Origin of the sequence: Bradyrhizobium sacchari (genome assembly GCF_002068095.1) — a bacterium.
Lineage (GTDB): Bacteria > Pseudomonadota > Alphaproteobacteria > Rhizobiales > Xanthobacteraceae > Bradyrhizobium > Bradyrhizobium sacchari.
Window position 1 is genome coordinate 69,288 of record NZ_LWIG01000002.1, and the last position, 13,635, is coordinate 82,922.

The 13,635-nt window shown below is 65.4% G+C and carries 9 protein-coding genes; 4 read left to right on the forward strand and 5 right to left on the reverse strand.

Annotation, left to right across the window (positions count from 1 at the left end; genetic code table 11):
• On the forward strand, nucleotides 1-1,754 hold a 1,754-nt coding region (locus A5906_RS43815; RefSeq protein WP_245326590.1), incomplete at its 5' end, for a DUF4118 domain-containing protein.
• Complete coding sequence (locus tag A5906_RS04805) at nucleotides 1,751-2,440, forward strand: response regulator (protein WP_080134138.1); 690 nt, start codon at nucleotides 1,751-1,753, stop codon at nucleotides 2,438-2,440. The genes A5906_RS43815 and A5906_RS04805, both read left to right, overlap by 4 nt.
• Nucleotides 2,441-2,572: 132 nt before the next feature.
• Here the strand turns inward: A5906_RS04805 and ku are convergent, their stop codons facing one another.
• The gene (gene ku, locus A5906_RS04810) at nucleotides 2,573-3,457 is read right to left on the reverse strand and encodes a non-homologous end joining protein Ku (RefSeq protein ID WP_080134139.1); all 885 of its coding nucleotides are present in this window, start codon (nucleotides 3,455-3,457) and stop codon (nucleotides 2,573-2,575) included.
• A gap of 118 nt (nucleotides 3,458-3,575) precedes the next feature.
• Here ku and ligD point away from each other — a divergent pair, with 118 nt between their 5' ends.
• Nucleotides 3,576-6,242, forward strand: coding sequence for a DNA ligase D (gene ligD, locus A5906_RS04815; protein ID WP_080134140.1), 2,667 nt, complete (start codon nucleotides 3,576-3,578; stop codon nucleotides 6,240-6,242).
• A gap of 112 nt (nucleotides 6,243-6,354) precedes the next feature.
• On the opposite strand, the gene A5906_RS04820 is transcribed toward ligD, so the two are convergent.
• Nucleotides 6,355-6,519, reverse strand: coding sequence for a DUF3309 family protein (locus A5906_RS04820; RefSeq protein ID WP_080134141.1), 165 nt, complete (start codon nucleotides 6,517-6,519; stop codon nucleotides 6,355-6,357).
• Between the two features lie 178 nt (nucleotides 6,520-6,697).
• Here A5906_RS04820 and A5906_RS04825 point away from each other — a divergent pair, with 178 nt between their 5' ends.
• A complete protein-coding gene (locus A5906_RS04825) occupies nucleotides 6,698-7,015 on the forward strand; it encodes a polyhydroxyalkanoic acid system family protein (RefSeq protein WP_080134142.1) in 318 nt (105 codons plus the stop codon).
• A 3-nt stretch (nucleotides 7,016-7,018) separates the two neighbouring features.
• Here A5906_RS04825 and treY read toward each other — a convergent pair whose 3' ends face one another.
• Genes treY through glgX form a run of 3 tightly spaced genes read right to left on the reverse strand, consistent with a single transcriptional unit; the run spans nucleotide 7,019 to nucleotide 13,633 of the window.
• Nucleotides 7,019-9,805 (reverse strand): malto-oligosyltrehalose synthase, encoded by a 2,787-nt coding sequence (treY, locus tag A5906_RS04830; protein WP_080134143.1) that lies wholly within the window; start codon nucleotides 9,803-9,805, stop codon nucleotides 7,019-7,021.
• Between the two features lies 1 nt (nucleotide 9,806).
• On the reverse strand, nucleotides 9,807-11,558 hold the full coding sequence (gene treZ, locus A5906_RS04835; protein ID WP_080134144.1) for a malto-oligosyltrehalose trehalohydrolase: 1,752 nt from the start codon (nucleotides 11,556-11,558) through the stop codon (nucleotides 9,807-9,809).
• A complete protein-coding gene (gene glgX / locus A5906_RS04840) occupies nucleotides 11,555-13,633 on the reverse strand; it encodes a glycogen debranching protein GlgX (protein ID WP_080134145.1) in 2,079 nt (692 codons plus the stop codon). The genes treZ and glgX overlap by 4 nt, the downstream gene beginning before the upstream one ends.
• Nucleotides 13,634-13,635: the final 2 nt, after the last annotated feature.

The window sequence follows — 13,635 nt, forward strand, 5'->3', positions numbered from 1 at the left end:
CCATTCCCGCCGTCGGCCGCCGCATCGCCGACGACGTCATCAACTTCGCACACGGCAACAACGTCACCCAGATCGTGATCGGCAAATCGACCCGCTCGCGCTGGTTCGAGATGACGCGCGGCTCGGTGGTGCATGATCTGGTGCGCCGCGCCGGCAATATCAGCGTTCACGTCATCCCCGGCGACGAGCTCTCCGCAGAGGCGGCGCCCAAGACCGCGGTGCAGACCGCAGCGCGATCCGAGCCGTTCGATGCGCGTCCCTATCTGAAGGCGCTCGGGATCACGGCGCTTGGCCTTGCGGCGGCGATGCTCATCAAGCCGCATTTCGGTGTCGAGAACGTCGACCTGATGTTCCTCACCGCGGTAGTGGCCGTTGCCGTGCGCTACGGGCTGTGGCCGTCGCTGCTTGCGAGTGTCGCTGCGTCGCTGGCCTACAATTTCTTCTTCCTGCCGCCGGTCTATACGTTCACCATCACCGATCCGACCAACGTCGCGGCATTCTTCTTCTTCATGCTGATTGCGTTCGTGGTGTCGAACGTTGCGGGACGCGTGCGCACGCAGGCCGATGCGGCGATCGGCCGGATCAGGATGACCGAGCAGCTCTATGCTTTCAGCCGCAAGCTCGCCGGCACGGCCACGCTCGACGACGTGCTGTGGGCGACGGCCTACCAGATCGCGCTGATGCTGAAGGTTCGCGTGGTGCTGCTGCTGCCGGAAGAGGGCCTGCTGACGGTCAAATCCGGCTATCCGCCGGAGGACGAGCTCGATCAGGCCGATCTTGCCGCCGCCAACTGGGCCTGGAGCAACGACCGTTCCGCCGGCCGCGGTTCGGACACGCTGCCCGGCGCAAAGCGGCTGTTCCTGCCGATGCGCACCGGGCGCGGCCTGATCGGCGTCATCGGCATCGACAACGACCGCACCGGTCCGCTGCTGACGCCGGATCAGCGCCGGCTGCTGGACGCGCTGGTCGACCAGGGCGCGCTCGCCATCGAGCGCGTGCTGCTGGTCGAGGACATGGACCGGGTCAAGCGCACCGTCGAATCCGAGCGGCTGCGCTCGGCGCTCCTGACCTCGATCTCGCACGATTTGAAGACGCCGCTCGCCTCCGTGCTGGGCGCGGCTTCGACCATGCGCGATCTCGCCGGTGCCTTGTCCGACACCGAGAAGCGCGACCTGCTCGCGACCGTGATCGACGAGTCCGAGCGGCTCAACCGCTTCATCGCCAATCTCCTCGACATGACGAAGCTCGAATCCGGCGCCATCGTGCCCAACACCGCGCTGCACGATCTCGGCGAGATCGTCGGCAGCGCGCTTCGCCGCGCCAGCAAGATCCTGACCGCGCACAAGGTCGAGCTGGTGCTGGCCGCCGATCTGCCGATGCTGCAGCTGGACGCGGTGCTGTTCGAGCAGGTGCTCTTTAACCTGCTCGACAATGCCGCAAAATACTCGCCGTCCGACACCACGATTGCGATCCGGAGCTGGCGCGAGCGGGACAAAGTCGTGCTGGAGGTTGCCGACGAGGGCGACGGCATTCCGCCTGGCGAGCTCGAGAGCGTGTTCGACAAGTTCTACCGCGCGCAGAAGGGTGATCATGTCCGCCCCGGCACGGGCCTTGGGCTCGCGATCTCCCGCGGCTTCATTGAGGCCATGCGCGGCACGATTTCGGCCGCCAACCGCAATGACCGGCGCGGCGCGGTCCTCACCATCCGTCTGCCGGTTCCGGCCCAGACCAACGCATTGGATACCGCCGCATGAGTGCCGCCGCGATCAAGGTCCTGGTCATCGACGACGAGCCGCCGATCCGCAAATTGTTGCGGATGGGGCTGACGACGCAAGGCTACGAGATATTGGAAGCACCGAACGGCAAGTCGGCGCTGGAAAAGCTCGCTGAAGGGCCCGCGCTGATCATCCTCGATCTCGGCCTGCCCGACATCCAGGGCCATGAGCTGCTGCGCACCATCCGGGCCCGCAACGAGGCCGTGCCGATCGTGGTGCTGTCGAGCCGCGGCGATGAGGCCGGCAAGGTGCAGGCGCTCGATCTCGGCGCCGACGATTACCTGACCAAGCCGTTCGGCATGGACGAGCTGCTGGCGCGGCTGCGCGCCGCGCTGCGGCACCAGCTCCAGGTCCAGGGCGAGCGCCCGGTGTTCCGCACCGGCGATCTCTCGGTCGATCTCGTGCGCCGCATCGTCAAGGTCGGTGAGCGCGACATAAAACTGTCGCCGAAGGAATATGACCTGCTGCGTGTCCTGGTGCAGCACGCCGGCAAGGTGCTGACCCACAGATTCCTGCTCAAGGAGCTCTGGGACGAGCTGACCGATGCGCAATATTTACGCGTCTATGTCCGTCAGCTCCGCCAGAAGATCGAGGCCGATCCGGAGCGTCCGCAATATGTGCTGACCGAGACGGGGATCGGGTACCGGCTGAAGGCGGGGGATTAGGCGCTTCCGTCCCCCACGACGGGAGCTTTGACGGGAGGTCGTACCCACATCGTCATTGCGAGCGCAGCGAAGCAATCCAGGGTCCCTCCGCGGAAAGAGTTTGGATTGCTTCGCTGCGCCCGCAATGACGGATCATCCCGCCTTCCGGTGCCGCGCCGCTGCCCGGTGCGTCTTCCGCGCGCTGCGCTGGCGCCCTGTCGCGCGGCGTGCATGTGACTTCGCCGATGTCTTCTTCCCGCCACGTCCCTTCAGGCTCTGCTTCAGCGCGTCCATCAGGCTGACGACGTTGCTCGGGCGCTCCTCCGGCTCGGGCAATTCAATCTTCTTGCCGCTGGCCTTGCGCTTCACCAGCGCCTTCAGCGCGGTCTCGTACTCGTCCTTGAATTCACCGGGGTCGAAATGCGCGGCCTTGGTGTGCAGGATGTGGCCGGCAAGCTCGACCATGTCCTTCGTGACCTTGGGAGTCTTGATGCCGTCGAAGAACTGGTCCTCGTCGCGGAGCTCGTAAGGGAATCGCAGCGTGGTGCCGAGCAGGCCCTTGCCGAGCGGCTCGATCGCGATGATGTGCTCGCGGTTGGTGAGCACGATCTTGGCCAGCGCCACGCGATCCTGATCCTTCATGGCATCGCGGATCACCGCGAAAGCGTCGACGGCGGCCTTGCCGTCGGGCGCGATGTAATAGGGATGGTTGAGATAGCGCTTGTCGATTTCCTCGCTCGGTACAAAGCTCTCGATGTCGATGGTGTGGTTGCTCTCGATCTGCACCGCCTCGAGTTCCTCGGGCTCGATCTCGACATATTTACCCTTGCGCAGTTCGTAGCCGCGCCCCTTCTGGTCGCTCTCGACGACGTCGCCGGTCTCGGCATCGACCATCTGCTGCTTGAGACGATTGCCGGTCTCGCGGTTGATCATGTGAAACCGGGTCTTCTCGGCGGCCGTCGTGGCGGGATAGAGCACGACAGGGCAACTGACCAGCGACAGCTTCAGCGTTCCCTTCCAATAGGCACGGGGGGCCATTGCATTCTCCAGCGTTCTCAAGACGTTTTGGAACCCCAACCTCGCCATCGGGTTTTGGTTCCGGGTGGGACTTTTGCCGTGATAGGCTTTGAAAACCAATAGAGAAGCGGGACCGGTCGTGCTGCAAAAACTCTCCACCTACCGACGGAAGCGTGACTTCGAGAAGACGCCGGAGCCATCCGGCAAGACCGCCGTGGCGCCATCTCAACAGCGGCGTTTCGTGATCCAGAAGCACGACGCGACGCGCCTGCACTACGATCTCCGGCTTGAATTCGACGGCGTGTTCAAGTCCTGGGCCGTGACGAAAGGGCCCTCGCTCGATCCGCACGACAAGCGCCTCGCGGTCGAGGTCGAGGATCACCCGCTCGACTATGGTGATTTCGAGGGCACGATCCCGGAAGGCCAGTATGGCGGCGGCACGGTGATGCTGTGGGACCGCGGCACGTGGGAGGCGGAGAATCCGGAAGCCGGCTTCAAGAAGGGCGACCTCAAGTTCACGCTCCATGGCGACAAGCTGCATGGCAGCTGGGTGCTGGTGCGCATGCGCAACCGCGGCGGCGAAAAGCGCACCAACTGGCTGCTGATCAAGCATCGCGACGAATATGCCCGCGAGGGTTCGGACAACGACATTCTCGACGAGGACACCTCGGTCGCCTCGGGCCGCGCGATGGGGCAGATCGCCGAAGGCAAGGGCCGCGCGCCAAAGCCGTTCATGCTCGCGAAGGGCGCCAAGGGCAAAGCCGATGCGGTGTGGCAGTCCAATCGGACCGAGGAGACGAAAGGCAGGACTGTCCAGCCGGCGCCGCGCACGGCGTTGAAGGCCGGCAGGGCGGCGAAGAAGGCGACGACGGCCACGAATGCCAAAAAGGTCTCGGCGATGCCGGATTTCGTGGCGCCGGAGCTCTGCACGCCGGTTGATCGGCCGCCGTCCGGTGCGGGCTGGTGCCACGAGATCAAGTTCGACGGCTATCGCGTGCAGCTTCGGGTCGAGGACGGCGAGGCGACGTTGAAGACGCGCAAGGGGCTGGACTGGACCGACAAATTCGCCTCGATCGCGAAGGAGGCGGGCGCGCTGCCGGACGTCATGATCGACGGCGAGATCGTCGCGCTCGATCACAACGGCGCGCCGAATTTCTCCTCGCTCCAGGCTGCGCTGTCCGACGGCAAGACCGAGGATCTCATCTTCTTCGCGTTCGATCTCCTGTTCGCGGAAGGGCTCGACTGCCGCCGCCTGCCGCTCGGCGAGCGCAAGGCGCGGCTCAAGGAGCTACTCGGGGCGCGCAAGCGCAAGTCGGCCCAGATCCGCTATGTCGAGCATTTTGTGAGTGGCGGTGATGCCGTGTTGCAATCGGCCTGCAAGCTCGAGCTGGAAGGGGTGGTGTCGAAGAAGCTCGATGCGCCCTATCGCTCCGGCCGCACCGAGAGCTGGACCAAGGCCAAATGCCGCGCCGGACATGAGGTCGTGATCGGCGGCTACAAGACCACCAACGGCAAATTCCGCTCGCTGATGGCCGGCGTGCATCGCGGTGACCATCTCGCCTTTGTCGGCATGGTTGGCACCGGCTTTGGCGCCGACAAGGTCAAGCGCATCATGCCGTCGCTGAAGGCGATGGAGAGCAAGGAGAGTCCCTTCGGCGGCAAGAATGCGCCGAAGAAGACGCGCGATGTGCACTGGCTGAAGCCGGAGCTCGTCGCCGAGATCGAATTCGCCGGCTTCACCGCCGACGGCAACATCCGCCAGGCCGCGTTCAAGGGCTTGCGGCAGGACAAGCCGGCCGAGGAGGTCGAGGCGGAAACGCCTGTCGACACCGCGCTGGCAAAGCCGTCGGCCAGAAAGCGCGTTGTGCCGAAGACGGGCAAGCGGAAGGACGCCGGCACCGCCGAGGTCATGGGCGTCGTCATTTCCAAGCCCGACAAGGAGCTGTGGCCCGACGACGGCGAGGGCGAGCCCGTTACCAAGCTGGATCTCGCGCGCTATCTCGAAGCGGTCGGGGAATGGATGATCGTCCACCTCAACGGCCGGCCATGCTCGTTGATCCGGGCGCCCGATGGCATCAAGGGCGAATGTTTCTTCCAACGCCACGCCATGCAGGGGACGTCCAATCTCCTGGAGCTCGCCAAGGTCTCCGGCGACCGCAAGCCTTACTTGCAGATCGACCGCATCGAGGGGCTTGCCGCGGTGGCGCAGATCGGCGGCGTCGAGCTGCATCCCTGGAATTGCGCGCCTTACGCCTACGACACGCCGGGCCGGCTGGTGTTCGACCTCGATCCCGCGCCGGACGTCGATTTCGCCGACGTCGTCGAGGCGGCCAAGGAGATGCGGCAGCGCCTCACCGACATCGGCATGGAGAGCTTCTGCAAGACCACCGGCGGCAAGGGCCTGCACGTGGTGGTGCCGCTGCTTCACGGCGCGCGAGACAGGGTGAGCTGGAAGGAGGCCAAGGCCTTCGCGCAAGGCGTCTGCCAGTGGATGGCCGACGACGATCCCGAGCGCTATCTGCTCAACATGTCGAAGAAGCTGCGGAACGGAAAGATCTTCCTCGACTACCTGCGAAATGACCGCATGTCGACGGCGGTTGCGCCATTGTCGCCGCGCGCGCGTGCCGGCGCGACCGTGTCGATGCCCGTGACCTGGACGCAGGTGAAGAGCGATCTCGACCCGAAGAAATACACGGTGAGGACCGTACCCGGCCTGCTGGCGCGCTCGAAGGCGTGGGAGGGCTATGACGATGCGGCTGCGCCGATCAAGGCGGCGATGAAGAAGCTGGCGGGGAGGAAGAAGTAGGCGCTTTCCAGAACGTCATTCCGGGCTGCGCGAAGCGCAGACCCGGAATCCAGAGGTTTGTGGCGCGAGATTCCGGCTTTGCGCTTCGCGCACCCCGGAATGAGCGCCCGGGCTAGATCCGTCCCATCAGCAGCAGGATCAGCAGGACGACGATGACCAACCCGAGGCCGCCGCCGCCGTAATAGCCGGTGCCATAGAACGGGCCGCCGCCGATGCCGCTGAAGCCGCCGAGCAGGGCGATGACCAGAATGATCAGAATGATCGTGCCGATTGACATGCGTGTCTCCTCCAGCCCTTGTAGAAAGGGTCGCTTGCACCTGTCCCGTGTGCGAGGGCAACTTGCCGCAGGTTTTAAAGTTCCGGTTTTGAAACGGGGCGACAGGTGCAAGTTGCATGGAACCTTTATGGCCGCAGACGGCATCACTAAGTGAGGATCAATCAGCAAGGGCCGGGCCATGTCAGCACCGCTTGTCGTTTCCATTCCGCATCGCCTCGGCCGCGAGGAGGCGGTGCGCCGGCTCAAGACCGGGCTTGGCCGCGCCGCCGCCAGCATTCCCGTGCTGCAGGTCGAGGAGGAGCGCTGGAGCGGCGACAGCATGAATTTTCGCATCCGCGCGCTTGGGCAGATCGCGACCGGCCAGGTCGACGTCGCCGAGGATCACGTCAAGGTTCAGGTGGTCTTGCCGTGGTTGCTGCAGCGCTTTGCCGAGATGGCACAGGCGACCATCAGGAAGCGCGGGCAGTTGTTGCTGACCAAGGACGACGGAAAGTGAGCTTCAGGCGCTTACGCGCTGCCGCGCGGGCCTGACGGCGCTTACCGCGCGGGCCGCAATGACGGCCACCGGAAGATCCCGGAAAGCCCGTGCGATCGGCAGTGCGTTGCCCGCAAGGCCCGCCGCGGCATAGCCCGTGATATCGACGGTCGCGTCGAAGCCCTGGAGTGCAGGCCATTCCCGGCCCGCCTGCGTGAACGGCGCAAACTGGCGTCCGACGATGACGATGGCTGCAGCGCGGCCGCGACGTCGCGCGAATGCGATGACGTGGTCGGCGTGCGCGCCGCGCACCTCCAGCTTCTGGTAGTCGCCTTGCGCGAAAACGTCGGCGAGCTCGTTGCGCCGCCTGAGCAGTTGTCGCGTCCAGGCGAGCTTGAGCCGGCCGTCCGGCCAACTCCTGCTCAGCCCGGCCCAGTCCGGCGCTTCCAGTGCCGTCAGCGTGGCGTGGCGCGCGGAAAAATCCACGGGGCGGCGGTTGTCGGGATCGACCAGCGACAGGTCCCAGAATTCGGTGCCCTGGTAGAAGTCGGGCACGCCCGGCAGCGTCGCCTTGAGCGTGAGCTGGCTCAGCGAGTTCAGTGCGCCGAGCAGCGCGACGCGGCGCGCCAGGGTTTGCAGCGCCTCCAGGAATTCGCCCGACAGCGCGGGGTCGAGGATCTTCTCGATGAAGCTCTTGACGCCGCTTTCATAGGCCTCATGCGGGTTGAGCCAGCTCGTCTCCTCCTTGCCTTCGCGCGCGGCCTTCAGCGCATAGGCCTGGATGCGCTCGGCGAAGCTTGCGTCAAGCGGACCCTGCTGCGGCCAGGCACCGAGCAGGGTCTGGTACAGCATGTATTCGAACGTTGCCGACGGCGCGCGCAGATGGCCGTGGAGCGCAAGATGCGGCGCATTCAGGACCTTCCAGCGCGACACCGCGCTGGTCCATTCGCCGGGAATTTCGCTCAGTGCCGCGATCCGGGCACGGGTGTCCTCGCCGCGCTTGGTGTCGTGGGTCGCGGTCGCCGTCATCCCTTGCGGCCACTCCCTGGCCCGCGCCCGCATCGCCTCGTGGAAGGCGGGAATGGCGAGGCCGGTGCTCGCGGGATCGCCGCCGACCTCGTTCAGCGCCAGCAGCCGATGGAATTGGTAGAACGCGGTATCCTCCAGCGACTTCGCCATCATCGGCCCGGTGAACTGCTGCACCTTCAGCGCGAAGCGGCGCACGCGCGGTGTGCTGTGCGGGGGCCGGCCGGGCTTGAGCAGATCCATGGTCAGGGCATCGCGCAGGAAGTCGAAGATGCCCTCGTCGGCGGCGAACCATTCGGCGCGGGCGCGCGCGATGGTGTCCTCGATCAGCTTGCGGTCGTGCGCCGTTGCTCCGGCTGTGGTCAGATAGGTGCGATAGACCGGGAAATGCAGCACGTAGAGCTCGAGTGCCTGCCGCAGGCTGTCGGCCGAGAAGTCGCGCGTCGAATAGTGTCCGTTGGCGATGCGCGCGAGCAGGCGCGTCAGCACGGTGAATTCGCTGGTCAGCAGCGTCTCCAGCACGCGGCGCTTGGCCTCCTTGACGTAAGGCGCAAGCCGCGGCGGCCGGTTGCTGATCTGGCGCCAAGTCTCGTCCAGTGCCTCCAGCCCCCTGGCGTCGACCAGCACCTGCGTGATGACGTTCATCCACTCGTAGCCGGTGGTGCCCTGGACGCCGGCGAAATGCGGCAGCTTCTCGTGCTCGCAGAGGATCTTTTCGATCACCGTATAGAACGGCTTTGTCTTGCCCTGCGCATCGCGCACCAGCCGGCGCAGCCGCTGGCAATATTGCGCGGGATCGCGCAGCCCGTCGATGTGATCGAGGCGGATGCCCTGCAATTGGCCGTTGGCGACGAGCTGCTTCACCAGCCGGTGCGTGGTGGCAAACGTGTCGGGGTCCTCGACGCGGAGGCCCGCGAGCCCGTTGACGTCGAAGAAGCGACGATAGTTGATGTCGCTGGAGGCGAGCCGCCAGTGCCCGAGCTTGTAGTTCTGGCGCTCCAGCAAATGATGCAGCGCCAGCGTCTGCGCGGGACGGTCGCTTGCGGCGCGATAGGCGGCAAGACCGCGGCCGATGATGTCGGCGGCGCCCGCGATCTCCTTCAGCTCCGACTTGAAGCCGGGCGCTTCCTTGCGATTGGGCCGGCGCAATCCCGTGTAGCGCGCCGCAAGCGCGAGCAGGCGTTTGCCGGCCTCCGTCTCGGCGGCGTCCGCCTCCTTCACGATCACGCGCAGCATTTCGCCATAGCGCTCGGGCGCGACGGGTAAGCGATGCTCGAAATACCACGCGGAGAAGCTGCCCTCATCGGAATCGTAGCGCAGCTCGATCTCGCCGCGCTCCAGCGCCTCGCCATAGGATGAGCCGAGGATCGGCAGCAGCACGCCGCCGCGGGCGCGGTGGGGCAAGAGGTCCCAGTCGATATCGAAGGCGGCGGCATGCGGAGAGGCCTGGCCCCATTCCAGCACGTCCAGCCACCAGGGATTGTCGGAAAAATGCACGCCGACGTGGTTCGGCACGAAGTCGATGATGAGGCCGAGATCGTGCTTGGCCAGTGCTTCGCTCAGTCGCGCAAAACCGGCCTCGCCGCCGAGCTCGGGACTGAGCTGGCCGTGGTCGACAGTGTCGTAGCCATGCGTCGAGCCCTTGCGCGCCTTCATCACCGGCGAGGCATAGAGATGCGTGATCCCGAGCTCTTTCAAATATGGAATGATTTCGGCGGCCTTGTCGAAGCCGAAATCAGCGGTGAGCTGAAGCCGGTAGGTCGCAACGGGAGTGGCGAGAGGCATGTCAACCTCCGAGGCGCCAGACCACCGACCAGGGCGGAAGCAGATCGCCGATCACGCCGCCCCAGATCGGCGTGCCCGTGCTGACATTGGGCGTGATCTCGTGGTCCGACAGATTGGCGGCGAGGCGCAGCGTCTTGCCATCGCCCATGCGCCAATGTGCGCTGAGTAGGCCGTTGTCGGCGGCGTCGGCATCGCCGAAGCTCGCGCCCTTCAGCCGCGGCATGATTTCCTTACGGCGAAGGGCGAGCAGGTCACGCACCAAAGCGAGCCGGTTGTTCTGTTCCGGCGTGCGGCCGGTCCAGTCGAGCACCGCCGACTGCAGCGTTGCCGGATCGAGCGGGTCGGGCACCTCGTCGCCGTATGTCTCATAGGCCCAGGCATATTCCTGCTTGCGGCCCTTGCGCACCGCATCGGCAAGTCCGCCCTGGAAATCGCAGAAGAACGGGAAGGGGACCTTCGAGCCCCATTCCTCGCCCTGAAACAGCATCGGCACCATCGGCGCGAGCAGGGTGACTGCGAGCGCGGCCTCGATCTGCTGCGGCGATGCCAGGCTCTCGAGCCGGTCGCCGAGCGGGCGATTGCCGATCTGGTCGTGGTTCTGCAGGAAATTGACGAAGGTTGCGGGCGGCAGCTGGCCGCTCGGCTCGCCGCGCGGCTTCTTGCCCCAGAACTCCGAGATCTCGCCCTGGTAGACGAAGCCCGAGGCGAGCGCGCGTGCGAGATCCATGCGCGGGGTCTGGTAATCGCCGTAGTAACCGGCAAGCTCGTCGGTCAGCATCACGTGCCAGACGTGGTGGTAGTCGTCGTTCCATTGTCCCCGGTATTTTCCGTTCGGCGGCTCCTGCGCGGCGTCGAGCAGGCTGGCGCGATTGTCGCCGTTCTCCAGCACGAGATGGATGTGCCGCCCCGTCGCCTTGGCGAGCTCGCCGGCGGCAACGCTGAGGTCCTGCAGCATCGATTGCTCGCCGGGGACAGCCATGATGTGGTTGGCGGCATCCAACCTCAGTCCGTCGAAGCGGTAGTCAGTCAGCCAGGACAGCGCGTTCTCGACGGCAAAGGCGCGAACCTGCGGCACGCGGTAGTCGATCGCGCTGCCCCAGGGCGTATGCGCTTCGGTGAAGAAGGTCGGCGCATAGCGGCCGAGATAGTTTCCTTCCGGGCCGAAATGATTGTAAACGACGTCGAGGAACACCATCAGCCCGCGCAGATGGGCCTCGTCGATCAGCATCTTCAGATCTTCGGGACGGCCATAGGCGCTATCGGGCGCATACCACAGCACGCCGTCATAACCCCAGCCGCGGCGTCCGGCGAAATCGGCCAGCGGCATCAATTCCAGCGCGGTGATGCCGGTCGCGGCGAGATGATCGAGCTTGTCGATCATGGCGCGGTAGGTGCCTTCGGCAGTGAAGGTGCCGACATGGGTCTCGATCAGCACCGTCTCTTCCCAGGGCCGGCCGCGCCAGTCGCGCGCGCGCCAGTCGAAGGCGTCGTGGTCGATCACCTCGCTCGGGCCGAACACATCTTCGGGCTGGAAAGCCGAAGCCGGATCGGGCACATCGATCTCGTCGTCGATCCTGAATTTGTAGGGGCTGCCGGTGCTGAGGCCGGCGATCTCGGCCACGTACCAGCCGTCCTGCCGTCGCTGCATCGCGTGCCTTCGCTCGAGCAGGAGATCGACGCGGCGCGCGCCGGGCGCCCACAGCCGGAACGACACGCCGTCCTTGGTCGGCCGCGCCCCGAAGGATGGCCTCATGGCGCCCCCGCGAAGGCGAGCACGGAGCGCGGCGGCGCCTTGCTGTCGCTTCCGGACGGGAAGTCGATGGTGTTCAGCTTGGCATCCGTCGTGTTCAGGATCTGCTGCCAGCTCTTGTATTCGGACATGTTGGGCAATTTGAATGCGATCTCTTCGGGCGCGGCGTTCAATACGATAAAGATCGCGGCGCTGCCGGGTTCCATCGGCCCCATCACATAGGAGAGAAACCGCCCATCCGGGAACGTCCAGTCGCTTTCCGTCATCTCGTTGCCTTCGGGCGTCAGCCACAATGCGCCGTAGGAAACACCGTCCTTGGGGCGGCCGTCGAGCCAGCGATGGCTGCGAAGCTGCGAGAAGCGGCGGCGGATGTCGGCGAGGTCGGCGACGAAGTCGACCATGTCCTCGCCCTCCTTGCCGAGATTGTCCCAGGCGATCCAGCCGACCTCGTTGTCCTGGCAATAGGCGTTGTTGTTGCCTGATTGTGAGTTGCCGACTTCGTCTCCCGCGAGAATCAGCGGAATGCCCTGGGCCAGCATCAGGCAGGCCAGCACGTTCCTGCGAAGCTGCCGGCGCAGGGCGAGGATTGTCGGATCGTCGGTCGGGCCCTCGACACCGCAATTGTTGCTGTGGTTGTCGTTGGAGCCGTCCCGATTGTCCTCGCCATTGGCCTCGTTGTGCTTCTCGTTGTAGCTGAAGAGGTCGGCCAGCGTGAAGCCGTCATGCACCGTGATGTGGTTGATGCTGGCGCGCGGCCGCCTGCCGTCGTGGTTGAACAGGTCGGACGACGCCGTCATGCGGCTGGAGATGTCGCCGATCAGGCTGCCTTCGCCGCTCCAGTAACGGCGCATGGCGCTGCGATAGCGGTCGTTCCATTCCGACCATTGCGAGGGGAATGCCCCGACCTGATAGCCGCCGAGGCCGAGGTCCCAAGGCTCGGCGACGAGCTTCACGGCGGCCAGCACAGGATCCTGCCGGATCGCGGTCAGAAACGATATGCCGCGATCAAAGCCGTTCGGCCCGCGCGCGAGCGTGGTGGCGAGGTCGAAGCGGAAGCCGTCGACATGGCAGACCTCGACCCAGTAGCGCAGGGAATCCATCACCATCTGCAGCACGCGCGGATGGGTGAGGTTCACCGACGAGCCGCAGCCGGTGAAGTCGTCGTAATAGCGCGGGTTCTCGCGGTTGAGCCAGTAATAGGAGGCATTGTCGATGCCGCGATAGCACAGCGTCGGGCCGAGGTGATTGCCCTCGGCGGTGTGGTTGTAGACGACGTCGAGCATCACCTCGATGCCGGCATCGTGCAGGCGCGCCACCGTGGTGCGGAAGGAATCGAGCGCGTTGTCCTGGGCGTAGCGCGGCTCCGGCGCGAAGAAGGACAGCGTGTTGTAGCCCCAGTAATTGGCGAGCTTCTTTTCGACCAGGATGCGGTCGTCGACGAAGCTGTGGACCGGTAAGAGCTCGATCGTGGTGACGCCGAGCTTCTTCAAATGCTCGATCATCGCCGGCGAAGACAGGCCGCCATAGGTGCCGCGCAAATTCGGCGGCACGTCGTCACGCTTCTGCGTCAGGCCCTTGACATGGGCCTCGTAGATGATCGTGTCTTCCCAGGGGATGTTCGGCCGGATCTCGCGCCGGCCCCAGTTGAAGGTCTCGTCGACCACGACGGCCTTGGGCATGCCTCGGGCATTGTCGCGCCGGTCGAACGACAGGTCTTCGCGCGGCGAGCCCGTGCGGTAGGCGAAATGTGCGTCGCTCCAGACCAGCCGGCCCGCGAGCCGCTTCGCATAGGGGTCGAGCAGCAACTTGTTGGCGTTGAAGCGGTGGCCGTGCTCGGGCTCGTAGGGACCGTGCACCCGGTAGCCGTAGAGCTGGCCGGGCGAGACGTCATTGAGATAGCCGTGCCAGACGTCCTCGGTCCTTTCAGGCAATTCGATGCGCTCGAGCTCGCGGCGGCCCTGGGTGTCGAACAGGCACAGCTCGACCTTCTGCGCATTGGCGGAGAACAGCGCAAAATTGGTGCCGCGTCCGTCCCAGCTTGCGCCGAGGCGTGCGGGCGATCCGGCGGTCAGGCGCATAT